The organism is Wolbachia endosymbiont (group A) of Crataerina pallida, from assembly GCF_964028475.1.
Lineage (GTDB): Bacteria > Pseudomonadota > Alphaproteobacteria > Rickettsiales > Anaplasmataceae > Wolbachia > Wolbachia pipientis.
The window spans coordinates 265907-292853 of sequence record NZ_OZ034785.1 but is presented as its reverse complement, the minus strand read 5'-3'; the positions used below and the strand labels follow the sequence as shown (position 1 = coordinate 292853).

The following is a 26947-nucleotide window of genomic DNA, read 5'->3' as shown; positions in this document are numbered from 1 at the left end:
ATCATTTAGGAAACTATAGTAGACTTTACAACTCATTAATTATCACTTAACTTACCTCCTAGTAAGTTCTTGAGTTATGTATGGATAACACGTTGATAATATTAGCAGCAGGAAAAAGCAGTAGAATGAATTCACAGTACTCAAAAACACTACACCTAGTAGGAAATTTTACTCTTTTAGAGCATATAATTCACAATGCAAAACCGCTGAGTTTAAAAAGTCTATCAATTGTCATTAACAAGCCTTTTCTAAAGGAGTTAGAAAGATTTAGTACCTTAAAAGATATAATTGATAAATATAATATAAAATTGATAATTCAAGAAAATATTACAGGTACTGGCACTGCAGTTAAAATTGCCCTAGAAAGCCTGGAGCGGTTATCTGACCAAGACATAGTTTTAATACAGTACGGAGACACCCCGTTTATATCTAGTGATACAGTTATGAGAATGACTGATTGTTTAAAGTGTAATAATAAAAATTTAGTTCTTCTTGGATTTAATAGTCAAGATAAGCAATATGGAAGATTAGTAATTGATGATAATGACAATGTTCAAAAAGTCTTGAAAAGTGAAGATGAAATTCTTCTTGCAAACTCTGGAATAATGGTTTCATACGCTAAAGATCTTTATACCCTAATAAAAGAAGTAAAATTTAATGATTCGACCAACGAATGTTGTCTTAATGATATAATACCCATTGCAGCAAGCAATAACTTACGTGCAGGTTATGTAGTCGCTGACGAAAAGGAAGCAATGGGGGTAAATAACAAAGAGGATTTGGTCAAAGCAGAACGTTATTTTCAGGCAAATAGAAGAAGACAACCAACCCTTCTTTCATAACTATATTTTTTTATTCATTGATCCTTAATTTAAGTTGACATTTGTTTTATACTAGTTTTATAATGCTTTTTAAGTCTTACTTGTAAGATGATAGGTGTGAAAGATTTTCCTGGTTGTAGTGAGAGGGACACATGGGAATATTAATAACAGGTGCTGCAGGTTTGATAGGATCGGCTTTAGTAGAAAAGTTAGAAAAGCAGGGTTATGAAGTAATAAGCTGCGATATTAGGTTTCGCGACAACCCACTCAGTTTTTTTTCAGAAGATATAATGCCGCTACTCGCTAAGTGTACGGGGGTTATTCATCTGGCTGCAATTTCTAGAGTTATACATGGTGAGCTTTATCCTGAATTGTGCCAAAAAGTTAATGTCGATGGTACAATCCAATTCTTAGAATTCTGCAAGTCGCTTCCGAATAAACCATGGTTTATATATGCAAGCAGTAGAGAAGTATATGGAGAACAAAAGGAACTACCAGTTGCAGAGTCTGCTAGTATCAACCCAATAAATAATTACGCCAAAGGTAAAGCATTTATTGAAGAACAAGTAATAAATTTAAAAGGTTCTAACTTTAATGTAGCAATATTACGCTTCTCAAATGTATATGGTGGTTTACTAGATCATAGTAGTAGAGTAATTCCTGCACTCTGTATCAATGCATTGAAAGGCGATCCAATTAGGATAGAAGGTAAAGAATGTGTTTTTGATTTTACCTATTTGGATGATGTTATAGAGGGTATATACTTAACTGTTAAATATTTACAAAACGAGAAATCTTCTCTTCCTGCTATTCATCTTACTACTAATAGCCCATGTACTTTAGAAAACTTAGCAAAAACAATATTAAAAGTCACGGAAAGTGATTCTAGAATTGATTTTTATCCTCCAAGAAATTTTGACGTAACTAAGTTCCATGGTGATTTTACTAGAGCTAAAGAGCTACTTGGTTGGTCTCCAAAGCATTCATTAAAAGTAGGATTAGGTAAATTTATAAAAAGTCTACAAAACAATACACAAGAATATCCTAACAATATAGATATGGTAATATATGAAAATATTAAAAGTTATTCATGGTTACCCTCCTTATTATAGCGCTGGTTCGGAGGTTTACAGCCAAACTCTTGCCCATGAACTAGCCAATAATAATGAGGTACAAATATTTACTAGGCATGAAAACAGCTTCTTACCTGATTTCCATTATACTACAGCTCTGGACTGTAGTGATTCCCGGATCTTACTGAATTTAATTAATATACCTACAACTAAATATCGTTACAAATTTATCAATGAAGAAGTAAATATAAAATTTAAAAGAATAATAGATAACTTTCAACCAGATCTTATACATTTTGGTCATCTTAATCATCTATCAATTACTTTACCAGAAGTTGCTTTTAAAGAAAATATACCTACAATTTTTACGCTACATGATTTTTGGTTAATGTGTCCAAGAGGAAGATTTATTCAACGTAATTCTGAAGATTTGTTACGGCTTTGTGATGGACAGAAGGATCAAAAATGTGCAACCCAATGTTACAAGGGGTATTTTACAGGAGATGAAGAATTCTTGAATTCAGACTTAAATTATTGGGAACAATGGGTTGCAACTAGAATGAAGCAAACAAAGAAAGTAGTGGACTATATAGATTACTTCATTGCTCCGTCAAAATTCTTAATGGATAAATTTACTCAAGACTTTAATGTTCCGATAAACAAAATTTCTTATCTTGATTATGGTTTTGATCTAAATCGTCTTAAGAATAGAAATAGGGTGCAAGAAAAAGGGTTTATTTTCGGTTATATAGGTACTCATACTCCCGAGAAAGGTGTTGACCTATTATTGAAGGCTTTTTCTCGCTTATCATCTAAAGCAAAACTTAGAATTTGGGGAGCGGCAAGGGAAGAAACTAAAACTTTAAAAGCGATTGCCGATCAGTTTCCACATGCTGTTAAAGAAAGGATAGAATGGATGGGAAGTTATAACAATAAAAATATAGTTACTGATGTATTTAATAAAGTTGATGCGATAGTTGTTCCTTCAATTTGGGGTGAAAATTCACCATTAGTAATACATGAAGCACAGCAACTGAGTGTACCAGTAATAACGGCTGATTATGGTGGCATGGCAGAATATGTAAGAGATGGAATAAACGGACTATTATTTAAGCATAGAGATACAAATAGTTTGTCAGAAAAAATGCAAGTCCTATCTACAGACCAGGAATTATACAGTGAACTGACCCAAAGAGGCTATCTTTATACTAAAAATGGTAATGTACCTTCTATAAGTGAGCATACTGAGAAACTTAACAAAATTTACCGTAATGTTATTGAAAATAAAGGCAAATCAGTGGCTACAAAACCTGGTCCTTGGAGAATTACTTTTGATACTAATCCAGATTACTGCAACTTTGCTTGTGTAATGTGTGAATGCTTTTCACCATATAGTAAAGTTAAAGAGGAGAAGAAAGCTAAAGGGATAAAACCCAAGATAATGTCAATAGAAACTATCAGGAAGGTAATTAAGGAAGCAGATGGAACACCTTTAAGGGAAATCATTCCTTCTACTATGGGTGAGCCTTTAATGTATAAAAGCTTTGATGAAATAATCAATTTGTGCCATGAGTTCGGCCTGAAGCTTAACCTCACGACCAATGGTTCTTTTCCTATTAAAGGAGCTAGAAAATGGGCTGAACTATTGGTACCAATTTTATCTGATGTTAAGATTTCCTGGAATGGGGCAACTAAAGAAACTCATGAAAGAATCATGAAAGGTTCAAAATGGGAAGTAGTGACAGAAAATTTAAAAACTTTCCTTGAAGTTAGAGATAAATACTTTAGCGATACAGGTGAAAGGTGTACCGTTACTTTACAATTAACATTTTTAGAAAGTAATTTACATGAACTTTACGACATAGTTGAGATGGCTATAAAAAATGGCATAGATAGAGTTAAAGGACATCATCTTTGGGCACATTTTAAGGAAATTAAGGATCTATCTATGAGGAGAGATGAATTAGCAATTAGTAGATGGAATACGGAGGTGGGAAGGTTATATGAACTTAGGGATAATATGCTATTGCCAAATGGTAAAAAGATAAAATTAGAAAATTTTACGATCCTTTCTCAAGAGGGTATCAAGGATTTGGCTCCAGGTGGTCAGTGCCCATTTTTAGGTAAAGAAGCATGGATAAACAATGAAGGCAAGTTTAGTCCCTGCTGTGCTCCAGATGAACTACGCAAAACATTAGGAGATTTTGGCAATGTTAATGAAGTTAAACTGGAGGAAATATGGCAAAGTAGCGAGTACCTAAACTTACAAAAGAATTATTTAAACTATGAATTATGCAAAACATGCAACATGAGAAAACCATTAGTCAATTAATGAAAGATAGTGAGTACCTTAAATCTATTAGGGTTTCCCCCTGTGAAAGGTTTCACCAATTGTCAGAAAATCCTTTGTACAAAAATAGATTTATTAGAGTTGATAAATTTCACGAGCCTGGCCTTGCACCAGTTTATGATGAGACAGGCGCTTATCACATCGATGCAATGGGAGAAGCAATTTATCGCGACAGATTTTTAAAAACTTTTGGATTTTACTGCAATAGAGCAGCCGTAGAAGATGACACAGGGTATTACCATATTGATCCATCTGGATGTAGAGTATACAAACATTCGTATCAATGGATTGGAAATTACCAAGAAGATATTTGTGTGATTAGAAAGCATGATAAGTTTTTTCATATTGATTTGAACGGCAATAGAGTTTATGAGCAAGAATACAATTATGTTGGGGATTTTAAGGATGGTATCGCTGTAGTCCATAAAGATGGTAAAGCTACACATATTAATAATCATGGAAAGTTAGTACATAATAAATGGTATAAAAAGCTTAATGTTTTTCATAAAGGATTTGCTATTGCAGAAGATAAGCATGGCTGGTTTCATATAGATATTAATGGCAATCCTGTTTACCGGCAAAGATTTAAAATGGTAGAAGCATTCTATAATGGCATGGCAAAAGTTGAAACTTTTGAAGGTGTATTAGGACAGATCGATATTACCGGAAACGTAAAGTTTAGTATTTTTGATTTAGATAAAGAATCTCAAGTGCATAAGATTTCTGCAGAACTTTCAGCCTTTTGGAAAACTTACCTCGCAAATGTTGCTATTGAACTTGATTTGTTAAATATCTTACCTGCAACTATGCCAGTTTTATCTCAAAAGTTAAATATTATCGTTCCAAATCTAGAAAGGCTGTTAAGGGCGTTGTGGGAAATAGGGTTTATTGATTACGATAAGAACAAGGACTTATGGCAACTATCATCAAAAGGTAAGTGTTTTAAGGAAATACCATTTTTGCCTAAAGCAGCAGCAATGTGGGCAAGGGTTGCCGCTGAAAAGAATTGGTTAAAAATTGCCGATATATTAAGGCAGGAGTCAATATCTTCATTTGAATCTTTTAAGGAGAAAGAAACATCAGAAGACAGGAAAATAGCGTTTTACCAAGCATTGCTAGGATATTCCAGGTTTGACACTAAAGAGTTTAATTCTAGGGTTAATATAGATGGTGCTAAAAATATATTGCTATTTGGCGTACACTCTTTATTTCTTGCTTATTCTGATATACACAATAAAGGTTCTATAGGCTTATATTATTACAACGAACATAAAGTGCCTAGGCAGGCAGTAGAAGATTTAAAAATTAAACTCATAACTCAAGAAGAATTATCAGCTACAAATTATGAATTAGGTGTCTTTTGCCGCTTTCTGCAGCATTATGATGATAATAAGGTATTGTCTTATTTAAAATTGGTAAAAAATAAAGGAATACCACGCGTTTTAGTGATAGAAACTATCCTAGATTACTACTCCCCAGTGGGAGGTTCTGTAGATATTAATGTAATGGTTGAAACAGGGGGTAAACTAAGGACATTGAGCGATTGGAAAAGAATACTAAAACAAGTAAAAGGGCTTAAAATTTTTAGTATTGTACCTTTAACAGATTATTTATCAGTTATTGACATTAGGTGTTAATATATGAAAGCATTGCAAAAAAATGGTTTTTTTATTATCAAAAATCTAGTTCCTTTAGAGTTAATAACTCAGTCTTTAAATGATATAATAAGCAAGATATCAAAGTTATCTCAAGAATTAGGTGTTTCAACTTCTGACTATTTAAACTGCACTGGAAGATGGGGTACATCATCTCAGGTAACTAGAATTGTATCTCAAGTATTAGATAAAATTATTAAAAATTATCTTGAAAAGTCACTTCAATGCCAGATACTGCAGAAAAAATCAAATGTTATATGTAAAACTGCTGATTTAATAGATGCAGTTCCCTTCCATCAGGACATCTCTTATAGCTTTAATGACCCTTATCATTTTTCTGTTTGGCTAGCTTTGAATAATGTCAATAAAACTTCAGGTGCACTACAAGTTATAGAAGATAGTCACAACTGGAAAATACAGCCTCTAGTTGATTTTTGGCATCCATACTTTTTGGATCAATACTCGGATAACCGGGAAAATTATAAAATTAAGTCACTACCTATTTCAGCAGGAGATGCGATAGTTTTTGATTCACGGTTATGGCATGGTAGTGATAAGAATATAGATGCTAAAGATAGGTTTGCTTATGTTACGAGATGGGTTGTAAAAGATAAAAGTCTTCCTTGTGTGCCAAAACCTCAGCCTTCAGTTTTTGGTATATTAAACTGTGGTGCATTAACAGAATTTATACTGAGAGAATACTTATCATTATTTCGTCGCCAGGAAAGTATAAAAACAAAAAATATGGAAGAACTTATTAAGAGCTGGTTAGCCTTTATTACAGACACAACTACAAATATTTCTGAGGTCAACACTGCTGAAGCTAAGCGAGATTTATATAAGCTACTTATTCTGAATCAAGCGTCAGCACTACATGATGCTGGAGACATTTCAGGAAAAATATACAAAAATTTATGGTTTTCACTGCTTGTATTTCTCAATAAAAAAGTCAATGTGGTGGAGCTAGCATTATAAATGAACAAAAGTAGAGTTGGTAGTTTCAAGTATATATTGGTGTTCATTTTGAATATCTTATCCAAGTTTAAGCTTAATGTGCTTGTAATGTTCCTGGTTGCCCTAGTAGTGGCTGTTGATTTATCTTTTAGAAAGTATTTAGTAAAAAATATCTTAGATACAGCTGTAAAATATCAAGAAGGTAATGTAATTGAAAATCTTTTATTACCTGTAAGCGCTTATGTTTGTATGGCATTACTTATTACTACTGCTTTTAGATTCTATGGCTATTTTGTTGACATTCGAATGTTTACCTCAATGCGTCAAAAAATAGCTGATATGTCTTTTTACAGGCTGCTTCAGCAAGACCATTCCTATTATCAAAACAACCTATCCGGAAGTTTAGTATATAAGGTCAGTAACTTAATGGATAGTGTGATAGAGCTAATAAGACTGCTTATAGACTGTTTCTTTAGTTATAGTATAGCATTAATCTTGGCTATTTATACTTTATCACTAGTAAATATAAAGTTTGCAATAGCTACATTCATTTGGGTGAACATTTTTATTTTGATTTCGGTTTTCAGTTTTCGGGTGCTTACCGGATTAGCCGATGATCATTCTAAACAAAGTTCACAAGTAATAGCGGGTATAGCCGACAGTATTTTAAATGTTATATCAGTAAGGTTATTTTCTCGGCAAGCGCATGAGAGGCATAAATTTTTTCAAGTATGCAAGAAAAAAACTATTGCAGAAAGAAAATTACAATGGGCATACTTTTGGCTTTGGTTTATATATGGCTATTCATTTGATATACTCCAAGCAGTAAACTTGTATTTTTTAATTCATGATTATCAATTGAACAAGATTGCAATAGGAGATATTGCTCTTGTACTTGGAATTAATATATCGATTATAGAGTTTCTTAACCATCTAACTAGGAATCTTACCCAATTTTCTACTCATTTCGGCAAAGTTTCAGATGCATTGCCAATCTTGACTACCGTACCAGAAATTCAAGATAAGGAAAATGCTAAAAAATTAAATTTATTAAGTGGAAGAATAACGTTTAATAATGTTTCTTTTTCTTATGAGGGTCAGAAGTCATTATTTCAAGATTTTTCAGTTACCATTAATCCTTGCGAAAAGGTAGGTCTAGTTGGTTATTCTGGAGGTGGTAAATCTACTTTTATAAACTTAATCATAAGGCTATTTGATGTTAAAAAAGGTAATATACAGATTGATAATCAAGTAGTATCGGAAGTTACACAGAGTTCTTTGAGGCAACAAATATCTGTAATACCTCAAGAACCATTGTTGTTTCATGATACTATTTTAGCAAATATTATATATGGTAAACTTCAATCTACTATCGAAGAAATAATAAGAGCTGCAAAGCTGGCTGGTATTCACGATTTCATTATGACTCTACCCGATCAATATGAAACTGTAGTCGGAGAAAAAGGCATAAAGCTATCTGGAGGGGAAAGACAAAGAATAATCATAGCAAGAGCATTTCTAAAAAACGCTCCGATATTATTTTTCGATGAGCCAACTAGTCAGTTAGATTCTATAACAGAGAAAACAATTCAAATGAGTTTATTTAAGTTGATGGAAAATAAAACCACCATTACTATAGCACACCGTATTTCTACACTTTTACATATGGACCGAATTCTAGTATTTAACAAAGGAAAAATTGTCCAAGATGGTAAACACGCTGAATTAGTTTCTAAGCAAGGTCTTTATAAGGAACTTTGGAATGCTCAAATTGGTTGTTTGAATGGCAAAAAATAAGATGGAAAAAATTATTGATCTGAGAAGTGACACTACAACTCTGCAGAGCTCCAACGTTATACATGCAATAAGTAATGCAACTGTTGGAGATTTTGCTTATGGTGAAGACAAAAGCTGTAATGACTTATCAGAATATTGCAAACAATTATTCAAAGTAGAAGAAGCATTATTTGCAACCAGCGGTATGCTTGCAAATAGATTAGCCATTGCCAGTCAAACAAGTCCTGGTGATGAACTAATAACTCATTATAATTATCACGTTAATTTTTTCGATAGCGCAGGCAATGCAAAAGTAAATAATATCGTATTTAATTGTATTAGAAATAATAGCGGAATCTTAGATGTTGCTGAAGTAGAATATGCTATTAATTCTAAGCCAAGGTACAAAATTTTTGCTCAGGTGAGTCTTGTTTCTATAGAAAATAGTATAAACGGGTTTAATGGTAAAATTTATCCTTTTGAAAAACAAGTCGAGTTATATCACTTTTTAAAAGCTCACAATGTAAATCTTCATTTAGACGGTGCAAGAATATTTAATGCTCATGTCGAAACAAATATTGCTTTAGCAGATTATGCTAAATATGTGGATACAATGAGCTTTTCTTTTACCAAAGGACTTGGAGCTCCTTTTGGTTCAATGCTTATGGGTAAAAGAGAGATAATTGAAAGGGCTAAAAAGCTACAGGTTTGGCTAGGTAGTGGTTATCATCAGATAGGGTATTGTGCTAATGCAGCAAAGTATGTACTACAGAACAATATTTCTAGGCTTAAAGAAGACAATAAACTCGCCAAACTGTTTGCAGACAAGATTAAGGAAATTCCACACATAAAACTGGTACTACCTTATCCAGAAACTAATATAGTAAGCTTTAGTATAAAAGCACTAAATGTAACTAATGAGGTTTTCTTGAGTAAGTGCCAAGCTTATGGTTTATTGCTTTTTCCTTGGCTCGAGTCTCATATAAGAGCAGTTACCCATCTTGGCACAAAGGAAACAGACATCATGAAAGCTGCTGAAATTATAAAGGAGGTTGTGTTAAATTTAATATGAGAGTAAAAATAGATTTCTTTAGCGATTCAAACACTGACCCTTCAGCTAAAATGAGGGAAGCGATGGCTAAAGCAAAAGTTGGAAACGAAGCTGCATGTGAAGATCCAACTGTGAACGAATTAGTGGCAACCGCATGTAAAATATTAGGTAAACCTGCAGGAATCTTTTTGATTTCAGGAACGATGTCCAATGTAATTGCTTATAAAGTACACATTCAAAGACCTGGTGATTACTTGCTGCTTGATGAAACTTCACATCCACTCATAGTACAATCTGGCTTGATCGCAGCCCAGGCACATGCTACTCCTTTGCCCATCAAAGGTACAAGAGGAATATTTACTGGAGAACAAATTGTTGAGTTTATTACTCGTCCTAGTTTAAGAAATATTCCGAGAGTTGGGCTTGTTTCTATCGAACAAACGACAAATTTTGGTGGTGGAGCTGTGTGGCCTTTAGAATATATTCAAGAGATCTCAAGTCTCTGCAAAGAGAATGACGTATTCACTCATTTAGATGGAGCAAGACTGTTCAACGCTTGTGCTCATACTAAAATATCTCCAAAGGAGTATGCAAGTTATTTTGATTCGGTATTCATTGATTTTAGTAAAGGATTAGGTGCTCCAATGGGCGCAATATTGCTTGGAAGTGAAGATTTTATTGAAAAAGCTTGGTACTATAAGTTTCAAATTGGCGGAGGTATGCACCAAGCTGGCATTATTTCAGCTGCATGTTTATATGCTCTACGTAATAATGTAAATTCTTTAGAAGAAGATCATAAAAAAATGCAGCACCTTATAGAAGGCCTAGACTCCATAGATCAAGTTATAATTGATATCGACCTGTATAAAACTAATATAGCGTATTTTTCATTACGTACTAATTGTATATCTACTCAAGAATTAATAAACGTACTAATGACAAATTATGGAATTAGAATGGCTAACATCAAAGGTAAAATCAGAGCTATAACACATAGAGATATAAGCTATGAAGATATTAATACTACTGTATCTGCTATAAGAAAGATACTAAGTAATTTTCTGCACTAATTGTTTGCAAACTTCTTGTCAAACAATATTATACCAATATAGTATTATGCTAGCATCTGCATAGAGCTATTTGGGAATAGGTGTGAACTTTGTCTTCTTTCAATATTTACTATTCTTCTGTGGATATATGCTGCTTTATTTATCAAGACAAAGTATACCAATTGCTCTACCACTGTTAATAGATACTGACCATGTAAAATTAAGCTATTTTTTTGCCTGCTTTTCTTTTTTTTATGGAGTATCAAAATTTGTTAATGGAATAATCATGGACTCCAAAAATAATCCATTATTTATGTTTGGGCTATGCAATATTGCAACTGGATTATTAACCATTGGTATAACTTTATCATATAATAATCTAACTTTATTACTGTTAACATTAATATTATTAGCTTGGACACAAGGGTTAGGTTGGCCAGCTATTACCAAGTTTATGGTTACAAACTCTAGCATCTCTTCAATTGCATCATCATGGGGAGTTATGAGCGCATCTCAGCAACTTGGTTCTTGTATTACTTTAATTGTATTACCAAGTATAATTAAAATATATAATGCAAAAAGTGCATTTTTGTACTCTGGTTTCTTATGCTTACTTTTTGGAATTTATATAATATTAAAGGCATATTACAAAGAAAGTGCCAACTTTACTACCTATTATAAGGTGCAGAAATCTCAAATAGGTATCAAGGTAACAAGTTCCATATGGTTTCTATGTTGTGCTACTTTTTGTGCTTATATTATAAAAATGGGAATCTTCTTTTGGTTTCCTATAATTTTAAAGAATAAATTACAAATTTCTCTTGTACAATCCTCACTAATAACAGGCGTATATGATTTAGGTGGAATCCTTGGAACTTTAATAACAGGAAGAATTAGTGATATGTACTTCTTTCAAAATAGAAGCTTGCTGGCATCACTTTATATGTTGGGTATAGCACTCACTTTTATTGCAATGAACTTTGGTCAAAACATAATTCTTATGAACCTTTGTGCAATCTTATCAGGATTCTTTATATTTGGAGTGCAAGTACTGACAGGTGTTATAGCTGTAGAAATTGCTCCACAAAATAATGTATGTGCAATTGTAAGCTTAACAGGATTATTTGGGTATATTGCAAGTTCAATATTTTCATGCGTGCTCTTAGGAGTACTTGTTAAGCACTGTGGTAACAGTATTATGTTTTCATTTTTTTCCATTTGCTCTGTTGTTGCACTCGTTTGCTTTTCCATACTATCAAGCAAAGATCTAAAAAAACTAAGTAAAGCGGTGTAAAAAAAATTTCTCAACAGTTAAACTTTGTAGATAGATTTTTTACCCAAGGAATAAACATGGTAACCATATCTTAGTAATAGCTCGCTATCTAATAAATTACGGAAATCAAAAACATTAGGTGCAGCCATAATACTCTTTAAACTTGCAAAATCTTGATTTTTAAATTCTTTCCACTCCGTTAACAATAACAAGGCTTCCGCGTCCCTTGCAGCCCCTATAGCATTGTCCGCGTATTCTATATCCTTTAGAACTTGCCTAGCATTATCCATCCCCATTGGGTCATATGCAGTAATTTTAGCCTTGTTATTCACTAACAATTGTGCAATATCTATAGCTGGGCTATTTCTTACATCATCAGTACCAGACTTAAAAGTTAGCCCCCATATTGCTATTTTTTTATTTTGGACTCCATTTAATACATATTCTACCTTTTTAGCAATGTTTGTTATATGATTATAGTTAGATTCCTTAACTGAATTTAAAATTTGTAGCTTGACATTGTGATCTTCAGCAAGCCTTATTAAAGCTGACAAATCTTTAGGAAAACATGATCCTCCAAATCCTGGACCAGCTTTGAGAAATTCCTTACCTATTCTATGGTCCATTCCCATACTGTTAGCTAAAAGGTCAATGTCTGCTCCTAATAGCTCACATAAACCTGCCATCTCATTGATAAAAGCAACCTTTGTTGCTAGAAAAGCATTAGAAGCATATTTAATCATTTCAGCAGTAACTGTATCAGTGACTATTAACGGAATATTCTTATCTATAAATGATCTATATATAACTTCTAGTTTTGCTCTAGCTAGCTTAGTTTTTACTCCTATTATTATCCTATCTGGGTATAAAAAATCTGATACTGCAGAGCCTTGCTTGAGAAACTCTGGATTAACCCCCAAATCAAAGTTATAGCCCTTATTAGATAAATAATTATATATATTTTCTGCAGTACCAGGAGGAACAGTTGACTTTATCACTATTAAGCAATCTTGATTAACTCTCTCAGAAACTTCACTTACTGCATTATATACATTCTGTAAATTTGCATTTCCTAGGGAGTCTGATGGAGTATCTACAGTTACAAACACTACTTCTGTGTTGGGATTTATTTGAGAATACGAATCGAAGAATCTTATCCTTTGTAACTTTATATTATTCTCTAAATAGTCTGCTAATCCAGGCTCATATATAGGAATTTTTCCTAATTTCAATAACTCAATCTTCTTAGTATTTATGTCAATGCAATCAACGTTATGACCCTGCTCTGATAACATTGCACAAGATACTAAACCTACATACCCTATTCCTATAATGGTTATATGTCTGGTAGAGACTCATGACCTTGAAACCAGCGATTTGGTCTCATAACCATAGTCTCCCCAAAAGAACCGTGCTTGCGGATTTCCCGCACACGGCTCCACAATACAGCGTTCACACTAGTGCTCCTGTGTATAAAGAAACATATACCTTTGGTTTTGGTAATGGATTTACTTTTAAATAGTGTATAAATTGTTCCCAATCCATACTTTTCTTTTGACTACGTCGGTTTATCCACTTAAATGCTAACTTTGTTACCGGTCGATAGAATTGAATCAAACACCGATAATTTCCGCTAACTCCGAAGTAGCTATAGTGTCCTGTTAGTTTGGCTTTAAGTTTCTGCCACCAATCTTTGAGACAGATACGACTTCGTACCATCTTCAACCATTCTTTGATTTCTTTAATCTTTCTGGCTAGGCTTATTTTTGAAGTTTTCTGCTTCATCATAAGTTTACCATTACGACTTTTTCCACAATAATGTGTAAATCCTAGAAAGTTGAAGCTAGCCGTCCTACGTTTCTCTCTTTCTGCTTGATACCATTCTTTCTTACCAAACTTTACTATTTTTGTTTTATTTTCAGCTATTTCCAACCCAAATTTACTTAGTCTTTGTTTCAGTAATTCTAGAAATTCTTTTGCGTCTTCTTCCCTCTCGCAGCCAACTACAAAATCGTCGCAAAACCTTATTAGCTGTAAATATCCTCTGGCTTTTGGCTTAAATTTCTTTTCAAACCATAAGTCCAGCACATAGTGTAAGTATATATTAGCTAATACAGGGCTTACTATACCACCTTGTGGTGTGCCTTGATCGGTTGCTTTATAACATCCAACTTCGACTATTCCTGCCTTTAGAAATCGTTTTATTAACCACAATAAATTTGGGTCAGCTATTCGTTCCCTTAGACAATTCATTAGCCATTTATGTTGAACATTATCAAAGAACTTCTTGATATCCACTTCTACAATATAGTTAATTGGTTTGTGCATAACTGCTTTATCTAGAGCGTTTATCGCCTGATGACAATTTCTTCCTGGTCGAAATCCATACGAGCTGTCCATAAAGTTTGCTTCATAAATATTTTCTAATATCTTCTTTAGCATTACCTGTACCAACTTATCTTCCGTTGATGGTATTCCGAGACCGCGCTTCTCTTTGCTCCCGGCTTTGGGTATGTATACCCTTTTCACTGGTAGCGGTTGATATTGTTTTCTCTTCATACTATCCACTAGTGTTTTAAGTTTCTCTTCTAGATTTTCTCCATAAGCTTCCACTGTCACACGATCTATACCACAAGCCTTGTTGCGTTTTAGTTCCTTATAACACTCTGCAAGATTCTCTTCATTAATCAAATGAACTAATGATGTAAATTTTACTCGCTTATCTTGCTTAGCCCTTACTGCTATCTGGTTTAGTTTTCCTTGCATACTCCTCCAATCTCTGTTGTATTGGTATAGCAATCCCTATACCAGTCACTATATTGCTAACCGCTTCCCCTTGTATGTGGCTTTCCCACACTCCGAGTACTATCAGTTAGTCCGACTTCCTTTGCATCTTCCTCCAGTCCTCGCCTTTATTGACTTGTTCCAGAGTACCCTTACAGGAATACAAAGGATCTCCCAAGTTCACGTAAGGTCCATCTCAACACATGACGCGGCCTTCGATCCCGATGAGGTGAGTAATATCTTGCCTTAGCGTTATTACCCATGTTGCCTTCCACCAAATGTAAAGTGTCAGCCCCCATGACGCGTGAATTACGGGACTCAATACCTTCACTTTCGTTGCACCCTATGTTGTCCATTCCATTAGCTTTACTACGCTCGTTACCTTACGCAGCATAATGGTTTGTTCCAGGTTGCCGGCTAAGCTTTACCCGTGTTGGATTTTCACCAACTGTTCCTTACGCACTTCTTGGCGCACACATCTTGTCATCACCTTAAAAATATCCTAATGTAGCTCAACTGCTTAAACATTTAAAAAGAACATCATTAACAATTAGAGTCATAAATTTTTACTCTAGCGTTGCATACATTATTTTTCTTAATTACTTTACTTTCTGAATAAACTATAAACAAAGTCGATGGTATTAATATTAAAATACCATACAAAGCACTTTTATCAGGCAACTCATTAAACATAACATATGTTACTATTGCAGAAATTATTAGCTCTATGTATCTATATGGTGCAAGTGCAGTAGCATCTGCAAGAGTAAAAGCTTTTAATGTGAAGAACAGAATTAGATTTGAATTAATTCCCAAAATCAGTAGTAATACTAATTCTAACAAGGAAGGCAAATGCCAATAAAACAGCAAAGGCACAGTGGAAAAAATAGTTGTTGTTAGAGCTGAATAAAATAACATACTTATTACGGACTCTTTTATTGCGAGTTTCTTATTAAGTATGTCTAATATAGCAAAGATTAATGTAGATACAATAAAAATAAGAATTTTAGGATTAAAGTCTTCACTATAAGCTTTGGTAGTAATAGCAATACCAACAAAGCCAATAACAGTTACTGACCATCTTTGCCAAATTATATTTTCATTTAGTAAAGGGATTGCAAGAAGTATAACAAATAATGGTATAGAAAAACTTATAATTGTTGCAGTTACTATGGGAAAAATAGCTAACCCATAGGTCCACAAGGTTATTCCAACAAATAACAATACTCCTCTAGTTATCTGAATAGATATTTGACTTGTTTTAAAAGCTTCTCTTCCATAGTAAAGCATAAAAGGTACAAGGGTAATAGTGCTAAATAAAAAGCGGAAAAAGATTACTTCAAAACTTTGGAGATGTAAACTTAGATATTTTGATATAGTATCATTAGCTACACTACTAAGTAAACTGAGTATAAACCAGGTAACTCCAAGCAAATAAGCTCTTAATCTGTGATCCATAAAACTCCCAATTTAATATTTTATGAGATAACTTTACTATAAAAAAGATCAATACTAGACAAGGTTTCCTCTATCTACTGTTTAACCATATTCATAAATATTTAGTAGAAATGATTTGAGAAGTATTATATAAAGTGCAGCTTTATTGTATAATTTTAATAAACAGAAATGCTAACTGATTTTTTTGTAATATATGATAATACTTGCGAATACTATCACATTATCAGGAAAAGTAATCGGGAGTACTGACGGCTGTGGCAATTTTACCAACTAGCTTCTCTGCTAGCATTAGCAATATGTGTTTTCAGTGTTAGCTGTGAAGACGTTAAAGAAAGTTATCAAACAAGCAAATTAGCAGCAAAACTTTACGAAAATGCTTCAGTTGAGTCAGCTAAACAAATTTTCAGAATAGATGTATTAAATACGTAACCATCTTTACTTATATCTTAATATAATGTTTCTCAGTACCGTCTTTAACACAATTCAATTTTCACACTCATCAGCAGTTAGGCCACTTGCTCGCACAATAATATCAATTGCAACACCTGCCTTTGCTAGATTTTTCGCAACCCTGATTTTCTCTGCTTTTTTAACTTTTTCCTTGCCGCTTTTCATATCTTCAGATAGAGATTTGACTAACGCATCTAATGATTCCGGTTCTCTGTACTCGTTTATTAAACTCAATAGCTTTTTACTTTCTCTCGTTTCAGGTAGCAAGACTTTAATATTTACTGATAATGCTCCTGCTATTTCATATAATTTATCAAATAGTATGGTAGTATAACCTCTTTCATATTCATGTATTTCCTTGAGTGTTACGCCAACTTTATCCGCTAAATCTTTTTGAGTATACCTTCTTATTAACCTCCATTCTCTTATTCTTTGCCCTATTCTGTAATATATAGAATCAGTGCAGATTTCTCTCTCTGTATTATCATACTCGTAAATAGATAAGCCGGTTGCCTGGGAAATTATGTCAACTGAAACTCCTTCTTTCACTAGATTTTTTGCTATTTCCAACCTTGCCTCTTCTTGATTAATTTTTTCGCTAATATGAACAAACCTGACTAATGAAGGTACTATTTTGCCTAACTTTTGATTCTCATATATTTTCGTTAGATAGAGTATTTCCTCGTCTTCATAGCTGTCTTCCCTTACTATTACTGGTTCGGGTAATAAATCTATAGCATTAACTGACAATACTCTTGCTATTACATATAGTACTTCAATTGGAATAGGAATATACCCATTTTCATAGCTGTTTACTTCTTGGTATGTTAAACCTATTTCACTTGCCAATTCTACTTGAGTATGCCCTCGCATTAACCTGCTATCTTCTATTTTTTGTCCTATTTTGTAGCTTATAGAACTAATATCGCTTACAGAAACAAACATATATACCTTACTTAGAAATAAATTTTCATGCAATTTGATCAACGGATAAACCGATTATTTGCAAAATAATATCAATAGAAATTCCCCCTTTTACTAAATCCTTTGCAACTTTAATCCTTTCTATCTCTCTCACTTTCTCCTCACAAATCCGTATCCCTTCAAACAAAGACTTTATTAGTGCATGCCGTAGTTCTTGGCTCTCAATTTCTTTGTATTCTTTAATCAAATCAGGTAGCTCATTTTTCACTTTACTCCCTTCCTCTATTAGTAGATCCGTAATATTAATCGATAATGCTTCTGCCATTTCATATAATTTATCAAGTGGAACAGCAGTCCTTCCTTGCTCATAGTTGCTTATTTCGTCACGTGTTGTACTCATTTTTTCTACTAAATCTTTTTGAGTATACTCTCTCACTAGCCTCCATTCTTTTATCTTCTTTCCTATTTGGCAGTAAATAGAACCTCCTTTTTCTTCAACGCATTCATCAGCAGAGAGGCCAATTGTTTTTGCAACAATATCAACAGAAACTCCTGCTTTAACCAAACCTTTTGCAATCTTTATTTTCTCTGCTTTTTTACTACTTTTTTCACTAACTTGGACAAAATTGGTTAGTAAACAAAACATCTTACGTAACTCCTGGTCATTAATCTTTTTATATTCTCTTACTAGATTTAAGATTTCTTCTCCCTCATCTTCAAGACAGCTTTTTGATATAGGAATTAGATCCGTAATACTGATTGATAGTGCCTCAGTTATAGCATATAACCTTTCAATTGAAATTCTACGATTCCCTTTTTCATATTGAAGTATTACCCAGTACTTTACACCAAGTTTCTCTGCTAAATCTTTCTGAGTATACCCTCTCTCTAACCTCCAACTTTTTAATTTTTCTCCCACTTTATAATCTAGACTTTTTTCCACAAAAAGAACCATACATATAATATTTTATACTATAGCTCAAAGGCTCCAGATATAATAGCCAGACTCTGGAACCTTTAAATTGATGAATTAAAGTGCCCTACAAGTTTCTTTACTATTTTCACGTACTTTGTCTGCCCATGAAAACAATTTTTCACTTACTTCCTTCTGCTTTTCACTCCATATGCCGCACCTAGTGAAATTACCTCTTTCTACCACTTTCTTAAGTTTCACTCCCCCAAAAAGGCAATTTTTTCCAATTTCTTCTCCTCTTTTTTGTAATTCAGCCCACATTTCCTTATCCGCTACTTTTACTTGTACCTGACTGCAGTTTTTTACGTCCTGGTACAATACAATATTTAGCTTACCAAGGCTTGTAGGAAATTCTAACACAACGGAGCTACCATCTGATACATCAACGTAATTTCTTGCACCTCCTTCCTCCCTTCTGATCTCAACTGCATTATTACCCATTTTTAAAATGTTACTCCCTAACTCTCTCAGTATTTTGGCTACCTCTACCTTGCTATTCCCAGAAAACTCTATGTACGATGTTGTATTATCTATCTCAACATCTATTAATTCTCCTTCTTGCACAGCACTTTCGCCAGCTTTCTCTAGTTCTTCTAGTCTCTCATCTATCTGTGGCTGAACTTCTGGTTGTAGCTCATTATAGATTTCACCTATCAGTTTATTCTGTAGTAGAGTATCATGAAACTCTGCACCACTTAGCATTAGCTTACGCATTATCTTTTTTCGATCACTTTTTTCTAATCTGTGAAAGTGTGTGCCCAATATCATGTATTCTGCGAAGCTCCACTCCCCATCATTACATGCATTTACTCTTGCTCCAGAGGCTAATACTTGCTCTATAACTTTATGCAATGCATTTACGTTTTTTGTCTCTACTACAGCACTCTTAAACCAGCTCAACTTTTCACTTTCGCTTGCACTTGGTTTTATTTTTTGCAAATTTGAAGCAAATGGATTTAAATCTTCTGCTTGATCATTTAAAGGTTTTGTGCCATAAACATAGTCAAGGCTTTTCCCGTAGTTGATTTTGTTTTCGCGAATGTTTCTGCTAGGGGAGGCCTCCCGGTTTATCTCCTTCTGGTTATTAATTTTACTCACAAATTTAGACTGCTTTATATCAACGCCTTCAAGAGCACCAAATATTTTCTTGTGATTAACATTAGTCTTTTTATTCCGATCTTTACTAGTCATATAAACCTCATATTAAAAATACTTTTTAAGCGTACAATAAACTTTATACATCTTACTACTCATTATAAATTATAATGAGTAGATTTGCAAATACTTTCTACTATAACAATCCATTTTCTCGAAAGCTGAAATAGCCTCCACTTGTGATGATAATATGGTCAAACAATTTTACGCTTACAGTACTACATGCTGCTGCTAAGCTCTTCGTTACTGCTTGATCTTCTTCTGATGGCTCTAAGCTCCCTCCAGGATGGTTATGTGACATTATTATTGATGTTGCATTTTTCATTAATGCCTTTCTTGTAATTTCCTTTATGTATACTGGTGCTTTTTCCATTTCACCAATATAGGATTCTTCTCCAATTAGTTGACGCCTTTTATTCAAGTACAGTATTTTTACACATTCCCTTTCTGAGTGGCCTATACTTACGTTTAAGTACTCTACTATCCCTTGTAAGTCCATGATTGGCTCACTCTTAAGCTTTTCTTTCAGTACCCTTTCTAGTGTTTCCTTAACACACATAATCATTGCTACTGCAGAATCAGTTACTCCTTCTATAACTTTCAGGTCATCCATTTCTCTACCTAAAATCCTTCCTACTCCTGTATAAGTATTCACCAAATTTTTAGCAATTTCTTGAGCCTGTGGGCTTTCATGTACTGCACTTAGAAACGTTTCCATTATTTCACGATCAAGTAGTGCTTTGCCTTTGCTTTCTAATATTCTGAATTCGATTTCTTCTTTACTTTTATTCATATAATTTACCTTTCACTAACAACAAACTTTTTTTAGATATTTACTGCTGTTTTTTATCAGCATTGGCATAAAGCCATAGCTTTCGAGTGAAGTCAAATCAATTTCTCAATCTTTTTTACTTATTTTTTCATCTAAGAGTAAAGATATTAATATATACTGATTTTTTATTTTAAATCTGTTGAATTTCGCCTAAAGAGAGGCCTGTTATTTGCAAAATAATATCGGTAGAAATTCCTCCTTTCACTAAATCCTTTGCAATTTTCATCTTTTCTGCTCTTTTCACTTTTTCTTCGCAAATTTGTATGCTTTCAAACAGAGATTTTATTAGCGCATAGCGTAATTCTTGACTCTCAATTTTTTTGTATTCTTTTATTAAATCAGGTAGCTCACTTTCTACTATCTCATCTTCCTCTATGAGCAGATCTGTAATGCTAATTGATAATGTTTCTGCTATTGCATATAATTTTTCCAGTGGAATGGCCACACGTCCTTGCTCATAGTTGCTTATTTCATCACGTGTTGTATCCATTTTCTCAGCCAAATCCTTTTGAGTATACTCTCTCACTAGCCTCCATTCTTTTATCTTTTTTCCTATTTGGTAGTAGATAGAACCTGTTTTTTCTTCAACACACTCATTAGCAGAGAGGCCAATTGCTTGTGAAACAATATCAACAGAAATTCCTGCTTTAACCATACCCTTTGCAATTTTTACCTTCTCTGCTTTTTTACTACTTTTCTCACCAACTCGGGTAAATTTTGTTAGCAAGTAAAACACCTTGCGCAACTCTTGATCATTAATCGTTTTATATTTTCTTACTAGATTTAATATTTCCTCTTCTTCGTTTTTAAGGCAAATTTTTTCACTTGATACAGGAATAAGATCTATGATGCCAACCGATAACACTTCTGCTATAGCATACAATTTCTCAATCGAAATTTTACGTGTTCCTTTTTCATATTGTAGTACTACTTGATACGTTACGCCAATTTTTCCCGCTAAATCTTTTTGAGTATAACCTCGCTTTAACCTCCAGCTCCTTACTTTTTGTGCTATTTTGTACCTTATCGAGATATTTGCCATAAATATTATACAGGTTAATACTACCAAATAAAGATATACAAAAGGGATGCTTCTTTCTATGTTTGAATTTTAGTTGAATATTTCTTCACAATTGTGTATAATTATTAATGCTTTTTAAGTGGATTTCCTATGGCTCTTTCGAAGTTTCTCGATCCCAAGAATGATATATCGTTCAAGCGCATCTTTGGTACTGAAAAAAATAAGGACATTCTTATTCACTTCCTTAATGATATCCTTGGCTTCACTGGCAAAAGTACAATACAGGATATAGAGTTCTTAAGTACTATTCAAGACCCTGATATTGCTTCTAAAAAACAAAGCATTGTTGATGTTCTTTGTAGGGATGAAAATGGGCTGCAAGTCATAGTCGAAATGGTGCGACCTGAAAGTCTTCGGTCATATTGTTTAAAAGGAGAGGAATTCCTCCAGAAAGAAACTGAAAGGATTCTAAAACTTATTAAACCAGATGTTTTGCCATCTGAGTCTACGCATCAGTGCGAATCGGGCAACCGGTTGGTGCCAAGCGATGCGGACAATGAACCTCCTCTTGAAAAAGAAGATGCTCAATCGTGAGAGGAGCATAAACTACAAGCATCATGTGGTTGGAGAGCTAGGCTAGTGGTATGGTGAACGTAAGTGAAACTTCAAAGTATCGTAATTATGAAGGAGCTAAAGATGCTGATAAGCTCTAACCAAAAAGGTAATGTGGATAAGTTACATTTCTCATTTCTAGATGTACGCAAATAATAACTCCACCGGTATAGAGAAGTCACCTAACCCACTGTTGTATGACAGAAGGAACAGGGTAAGCCTGTATTTTCGCCTACATGGCAAGCAAACCGCAAGGAATGCTGATGGAAGTGCAGGTAAAGGAGAATGGAGAAAGCGAATGCCATTTTGTAACGAAATGGATAGAATTTGTAACATTAATTCGCGTGAAAACGAGCAGACTTCCGTTTGGTCCCTCGTGACAAGAAACTTTGTTAACCACTTAAGGTAGGAAAGCAGATGATTACAAGTAAACCTGTAAGTGCATCTACCGAAAGCTTTGAAGCATGGAAGCAGTTGCCATGGAAGAAATGCCAGAAAGTTATTGTGAGGCTACAAAGACGTATTGTTAAGGCTGTCCAAAAAGGAAGATGGGGTAAGGTAAAAGCTTTACAACATCTTCTCACACGCTCTTTTAGCGGAAAAGCTTTGGCTGTTAAGAGAGTAACTGAAAACCAAGGAAAAAACACAGCGGGTGTAGATCGTCAATTATGGTCAACTTGCAATGCTAAATTTCAAGGAATAAAGCAGTTAAAGCAAAGAGGATATAAACCTTCTCCGCTAAAACGGATTTATATCAGTAAATCTAATGGCAAAAGAAGACCTCTTGGAATACCATCGATAAAAGATAGAGCCATGCAAGCATTATATCTGTTTGCTCTGGAACCGATAGCTGAAACAATCAGTGATCGTCACTCCTATGGCTTTAGGCCTAAAAGATCCTGTGCAGATGCTACAGTAGCTTGTCATTTGTTACTGGCAAGTCGTAATCAACTACAATGGATACTTGAAGGTGATATCAAAGGATGCTTTGACAACATTAATCATGAATGGCTTATGAAGCATATTCCTATGGAGAAGAAAATTCTGCATAGTTGGTTAAAAGCTGGCTTCCTAGAATCGAAAACTCTGTATCCCACAACTGCAGGTACCCCGCAAGGTGGTATAATTTCTCCAATACTAGCCAATTTAGCCTTAAACGGACTTGAAAAGTTATTGGAAAGTCGATTTGGTAAACTCGGCAGTAGAAGAAGAAACAAAATCAGAAGTGGAGTGAACGTAATCAGATACGCAGACGACTTTATTATTTCAGGTTTCACACATGAAGTACTGGAAAATGAAGTTAAGCCTTTAGTATCATCTTTTCTTCATGAGCGAGGTTTAATTCTTTCAGAAGAGAAGACAAAGATTACATCTATCACAACAGGGTTTGACTTTCTTGGTTGTAATGTACGTAGATATAATAAGAAGTTAATTATTAAACCTTCGAAAGAAAGTATTAAAAGACTTCTTAATAAAGCACGTACATTGATAAAAGCAAATATAGCGAACACTCAGGCTATAGTAATTAAGTCACTCAACTCTCTACTGAGAGGATGGGGAAATTACTATCACCATGTGTGTGCTAAAAAAGCGTTTAGAAAGATCGACAATGAAATTTGGCATAGTTTATGGAAATGGGCAAAGAAAAGACATCCTCGTAAAGGATTACGTTGGATAAAGAATCGTTACTTCAAAGTAATGGGTCAACGCCAATGGGTCTTTGCTGCACCCATATGCAAGAACAAACCAAAAGAGATACGGTATTTAAGACTGCTTAAGCTGATTGATATACCTATCAGACGACATGTTAAAATCAGAGCGGATGCAAATCCCCTTGACTTAAAATGGAAAAAGTATTTTGATGAGAGAGTGAAACGAACAAGAATGTTAGCAAGCTCTTTCTCAAGAGAAGGTTCTCTACTGTTGGTGTCACCATTAAGAATGATGTTTCCTGAGGAATCATGAAGGACAAGCCGGTTCTAGAAAAGAAGAACTTAGATAAGGGGCTCAAGCGTAGTGTGGGGAAACCTGCATGCTGCGTTTCTAAGGGAGGGGGTAGTAGTAATACTGCTTCCTTACCTGACCAGCTCACTCGCGATAAAGGCTTCGAAAAACGAGCTCAACTATATGCTGCTAAGGCTTACTCAAGGCAAGCTGATAAATCTGGTAAGTACATTGATTTAAAGAAGGTTTTCTTTATTGCTATCTCTAATTGTAATTTATTTCCTGATAAGCTTGATTATATATCCAGCCACACTATAAGAGATGAGAAAACCAATGAGCATGACTTAAAAGATTTTCAATTTGTATTTATTGAACTACCTAAATTTCCTAAGAATAAGGAAGAACAGCTAGAAAGCATAGTGGATCGTTGGTTATTTTTCTTCAAATATGCAGATGAAACTACGGAAGAAGACTTAAGGAAAATAGCAGAAAAAGCACCAATAATAAAGTTAGCCTACGATGAATTAGACAGGTTTAGCTGGAATGAAAAAGATTTAGTAGCTTATGAAGAAAGAATAATGGATCTACGGAAAGAAGAAGCCATTCTTGAATACAGACTTGATCTTGCTAAAGAGGAAGGTAGAAAAGAAAGGGAAATTGAAGTTGCAAAAAATCTATTTAAAGCAGGGGTTTCTATTGATATCATAGCTCAAACTACTGGTCTTTCCATGAGTGAGATCAAAGAATTGCAGAATTAAGTGTGAATGGTTACGAAAAATATAAGTTTTTGCGATAAACGACATAGTGATGTATTTGTTGTTCAGCATGTCAGTGGAATATTTTCTGAAAAATTTCCACATAACTCTTTCAGATTTCATAATATCTCTTGCCACTCATCTGAACAGATACCCATTTTGGAGGGATACCAATAATAGTTGTGAGCGGTACAAGTTTAGTCCATATACCTTCCAAGCATAACACGCTCACGAAACTTTAATGCGATAGCTTGGTTTCTACTGAAAGACAGCATTATGCCAAGTGCGATGCTCGAAGATAAAATAGAAGAACCACCATAGCTAAGTAACGGCAGGGTTATGCCGGTGGTAGGAAAAACACTCAATGTTACCCCTATGTTTATTATGAATTGTGTGATGAATTGCATTGAGATACCGAGAATCACCAACAGATTAAATAATTCATTTTCCCTATATGCAATGTAAAGCAAGCGGGCGGAAATGATGCCAAATAACATCAATGTGGCTAAGCACGTAATCAAACCAAATTCTTCTGCTAAAACAGAAAACACAAAATCTGTATGACAATCAGGAAGAGAGGCTTTTACGCTACCTTCACCAGGTCCAACTCCAGTTAATTGACCTCTTTTGAATGCTTCTAATGATTTTGTGACTTGAAAGTTATCGCGTTGCGTAAAAAAGACAAAATTGTAAATCCTTTGCTTTATATGTGGGAGGCATAAGTAAGCTATTGTAGTTCCAGTTGTGGCCATTCCTATTATGCATAGAAAGTATAAAAGTGGTATACATGCAATAAACATTTGACCAATAAAAGAATATGTTAAAAGCATAGACATACTGAAATCAGGTTGCAAAAGTAACAACACAAAAACTAACAGAAATATTATGATTGATATGTGTATTTTAAACTTCATTTCGCTGGCCAAGATACTAGCTATAACAACAGAAAAAAATGGCCTTACGAACTCAGATGGTTGAACTGAAATTTTGACAATATGTAACCATCGTTTCGCACCTTTTACCTCTATACCAAGTATTATCGCAGTTGCTACTAGAATAGTAAATAAAGCGAAACCTGCGAATGAGAGGTTAAGTATAGTTCTTGTGTTGAGAAAAGAAAATGTCACCAAGGTAATTAGTGACAGGACTATATAAATTGTGTGACGCCGTATAAAATAATCTTGTGGTAAAGAAAGACGCTGCGCAATTACAGGGCTTGCTGAATAAACAAGAATGAAGCTTATAGTGAGCAAAAAAAACACTGGAAGGATGAGATAATAATCCAGCGTTCTATACCAGAGTTTAATATTCATTTTGTTCCAATGTGTAATGCCACTATTCCATAGCTCATATTATGAAACTCAACATTCTTAAAGCCTACCTCTTCAATTTCCATTTTAAAATCAGCCTGAGTTGGAAATTCTCTGATGCTCTTCACTAAATATTCATAAGAACTCTTGTCTTTAGCAACTATGCTGCCAATTTTAGGAATTACTTTAAATGAATATAAGTCATAAAGTTTGGTAAATATCTCATTTTGATAGTGCATAGGGGCAAATTCTAAGCAGATAAATTTCCCATGTGGTTTTAATACCCTGTGCGCCTCATTTAAAGCCTTCTTGCGGTCAGAAACATTTCGAATGCCAAAAGCTATTGTGCAATAATCAAATTCGGAGTCTTCAAATGGTAAACTTTCTGCACTTGCACATACCCAATCAAAATTAATTTGGTTTGAATTTATAGCTTTATCACGTCCTCTGCTTAGCATGTTTTGATTTATATCGCATACTGTAACCTTAGCACTTGGCTCTTTTCTTACTACTCTTATTGCTATATCTCCAGTTCCTCCAGCAACATCTAAAACCTTAGAGTTTTTTGTAAAATGCACACTATTTACCATCTTATCTTTCCATAATCTGTGCATTCCGAGGCTCATTATATCATTCATGGTGTCGTAGCGACTTGCCACGGAATCGAATACCTCTTTAACTAATTGTGATTTCTTCTTGATTTTTATAGTAGACATTACGTAAAGTC

22 protein-coding genes and 1 pseudogene are annotated in these 26947 nt (G+C 34.1%); 12 read left to right on the top strand and 11 right to left on the bottom strand.

The window, feature by feature from the left end:
- Nucleotides 1–80 precede the first annotated feature (80 nt).
- The 9 genes from ABWU55_RS01450 (at nucleotide 81) to ABWU55_RS01410 (ending at nucleotide 12023) form a co-directional block, all read left to right on the top strand.
- A complete protein-coding gene (locus tag ABWU55_RS01450) occupies nucleotides 81–842 on the top strand; it encodes a sugar phosphate nucleotidyltransferase (RefSeq protein WP_010082157.1) in 762 nt (253 codons plus the stop codon).
- 131 nt (nucleotides 843–973) lie between these two features.
- Nucleotides 974–1933 carry an NAD-dependent epimerase/dehydratase family protein gene (locus ABWU55_RS01445; RefSeq protein WP_006280064.1) on the top strand — a complete coding sequence of 320 codons (960 nt, stop codon included), beginning with the start codon at nucleotides 974–976 and terminating at the stop codon, nucleotides 1931–1933.
- Nucleotides 1890–4226, top strand: coding sequence for a glycosyltransferase (locus ABWU55_RS01440; RefSeq protein WP_353286390.1), 2337 nt, complete (start codon nucleotides 1890–1892; stop codon nucleotides 4224–4226). The genes ABWU55_RS01445 and ABWU55_RS01440 overlap by 44 nt, the downstream gene beginning before the upstream one ends.
- The gene (locus ABWU55_RS01435; RefSeq protein WP_006280066.1) at nucleotides 4187–5881 is read left to right on the top strand and encodes a WG repeat-containing protein; all 1695 of its coding nucleotides are present in this window, start codon (nucleotides 4187–4189) and stop codon (nucleotides 5879–5881) included. Before ABWU55_RS01440 ends, ABWU55_RS01435 begins: the two co-directional genes overlap by 40 nt.
- Before the next feature lie 3 nt (nucleotides 5882–5884).
- On the top strand, nucleotides 5885–6874 hold the full coding sequence (locus tag ABWU55_RS01430) for a phytanoyl-CoA dioxygenase family protein (RefSeq protein ID WP_006280067.1): 990 nt from the start codon (nucleotides 5885–5887) through the stop codon (nucleotides 6872–6874).
- A complete protein-coding gene (locus tag ABWU55_RS01425; RefSeq protein WP_006280068.1) occupies nucleotides 6875–8650 on the top strand; it encodes an ABC transporter ATP-binding protein in 1776 nt (591 codons plus the stop codon).
- 1 nt (nucleotide 8651) lies between these two features.
- A complete protein-coding gene (locus tag ABWU55_RS01420) occupies nucleotides 8652–9701 on the top strand; it encodes a threonine aldolase family protein (RefSeq protein ID WP_006280069.1) in 1050 nt (349 codons plus the stop codon).
- A complete protein-coding gene (locus ABWU55_RS01415) occupies nucleotides 9698–10750 on the top strand; it encodes a threonine aldolase family protein (RefSeq protein WP_006280070.1) in 1053 nt (350 codons plus the stop codon). Before ABWU55_RS01420 ends, ABWU55_RS01415 begins: the two co-directional genes overlap by 4 nt.
- A gap of 127 nt (nucleotides 10751–10877) precedes the next feature.
- Nucleotides 10878–12023 carry an MFS transporter gene (locus tag ABWU55_RS01410; protein WP_006280071.1) on the top strand — a complete coding sequence of 382 codons (1146 nt, stop codon included), beginning with the start codon at nucleotides 10878–10880 and terminating at the stop codon, nucleotides 12021–12023.
- Between the two features lie 17 nt (nucleotides 12024–12040).
- On the opposite strand, the gene ABWU55_RS01405 is transcribed toward ABWU55_RS01410, so the two are convergent.
- From ABWU55_RS01405 to ABWU55_RS01365, 9 genes are all read right to left on the bottom strand, one after another.
- Nucleotides 12041–13297, bottom strand: a complete 1257-nt coding sequence (locus ABWU55_RS01405) for a UDP-glucose dehydrogenase family protein (protein ID WP_353286389.1) — start codon at nucleotides 13295–13297, stop codon at nucleotides 12041–12043.
- Between the two features lie 157 nt (nucleotides 13298–13454).
- On the bottom strand, nucleotides 13455–14768 hold the full coding sequence (gene ltrA / locus ABWU55_RS01400) for a group II intron reverse transcriptase/maturase (protein WP_006280268.1): 1314 nt from the start codon (nucleotides 14766–14768) through the stop codon (nucleotides 13455–13457).
- Nucleotides 14731–14859, bottom strand: a complete 129-nt coding sequence (locus ABWU55_RS01395; RefSeq protein WP_255324786.1) for a hypothetical protein — start codon at nucleotides 14857–14859, stop codon at nucleotides 14731–14733. Before ABWU55_RS01395 ends, ltrA (ABWU55_RS01400) begins: the two co-directional genes overlap by 38 nt.
- A gap of 470 nt (nucleotides 14860–15329) precedes the next feature.
- Nucleotides 15330–16244, bottom strand: coding sequence for a DMT family transporter (locus tag ABWU55_RS01390; RefSeq protein WP_006280073.1), 915 nt, complete (start codon nucleotides 16242–16244; stop codon nucleotides 15330–15332).
- Nucleotides 16245–16727: 483 nt separating this feature from the next.
- Nucleotides 16728–17639, bottom strand: coding sequence for a helix-turn-helix domain-containing protein (locus tag ABWU55_RS01385; protein ID WP_010962716.1), 912 nt, complete (start codon nucleotides 17637–17639; stop codon nucleotides 16728–16730).
- A gap of 25 nt (nucleotides 17640–17664) precedes the next feature.
- Complete coding sequence (locus ABWU55_RS01380; protein WP_006280075.1) at nucleotides 17665–18573, bottom strand: helix-turn-helix domain-containing protein; 909 nt, start codon at nucleotides 18571–18573, stop codon at nucleotides 17665–17667.
- Nucleotides 18574–18648: 75 nt separating this feature from the next.
- Nucleotides 18649–19782 carry a hypothetical protein gene (locus ABWU55_RS01375; RefSeq protein ID WP_007549714.1) on the bottom strand — a complete coding sequence of 378 codons (1134 nt, stop codon included), beginning with the start codon at nucleotides 19780–19782 and terminating at the stop codon, nucleotides 18649–18651.
- Nucleotides 19783–19882: 100 nt separating this feature from the next.
- Nucleotides 19883–20539 carry a RadC family protein gene (locus tag ABWU55_RS01370; protein ID WP_006280787.1) on the bottom strand — a complete coding sequence of 219 codons (657 nt, stop codon included), beginning with the start codon at nucleotides 20537–20539 and terminating at the stop codon, nucleotides 19883–19885.
- Between the two features lie 169 nt (nucleotides 20540–20708).
- Nucleotides 20709–21620 carry a helix-turn-helix domain-containing protein gene (locus ABWU55_RS01365; RefSeq protein ID WP_010962718.1) on the bottom strand — a complete coding sequence of 304 codons (912 nt, stop codon included), beginning with the start codon at nucleotides 21618–21620 and terminating at the stop codon, nucleotides 20709–20711.
- 129 nt (nucleotides 21621–21749) lie between these two features.
- Between ABWU55_RS01365 and ABWU55_RS01360 the strand changes: the two are divergent.
- The 3 genes and pseudogenes from ABWU55_RS01360 to ABWU55_RS01350 form a co-directional block, all read left to right on the top strand.
- Nucleotides 21750–21995 (top strand): annotated as a pseudogene (locus ABWU55_RS01360) (PD-(D/E)XK nuclease family transposase); the annotation flags it as partial.
- A 633-nt stretch (nucleotides 21996–22628) separates the two neighbouring features.
- Nucleotides 22629–24176 (top strand): group II intron reverse transcriptase/maturase, encoded by a 1548-nt coding sequence (ltrA, locus tag ABWU55_RS01355; RefSeq protein ID WP_151807757.1) that lies wholly within the window; start codon nucleotides 22629–22631, stop codon nucleotides 24174–24176.
- Nucleotides 24173–24913, top strand: coding sequence for an Rpn family recombination-promoting nuclease/putative transposase (locus ABWU55_RS01350; protein WP_353286388.1), 741 nt, complete (start codon nucleotides 24173–24175; stop codon nucleotides 24911–24913). Before ltrA (ABWU55_RS01355) ends, ABWU55_RS01350 begins: the two co-directional genes overlap by 4 nt.
- Nucleotides 24914–25107: 194 nt before the next feature.
- On the opposite strand, the gene ABWU55_RS01345 is transcribed toward ABWU55_RS01350, so the two are convergent.
- Nucleotides 25108–26223 carry an FtsW/RodA/SpoVE family cell cycle protein gene (locus tag ABWU55_RS01345; RefSeq protein ID WP_353286387.1) on the bottom strand — a complete coding sequence of 372 codons (1116 nt, stop codon included), beginning with the start codon at nucleotides 26221–26223 and terminating at the stop codon, nucleotides 25108–25110.
- On the bottom strand, nucleotides 26220–26936 hold the full coding sequence (ubiE, locus tag ABWU55_RS01340) for a bifunctional demethylmenaquinone methyltransferase/2-methoxy-6-polyprenyl-1,4-benzoquinol methylase UbiE (protein WP_353286386.1): 717 nt from the start codon (nucleotides 26934–26936) through the stop codon (nucleotides 26220–26222). Before ubiE ends, ABWU55_RS01345 begins: the two co-directional genes overlap by 4 nt.
- Between the last annotated feature and the right edge of the window lie 11 nt (nucleotides 26937–26947).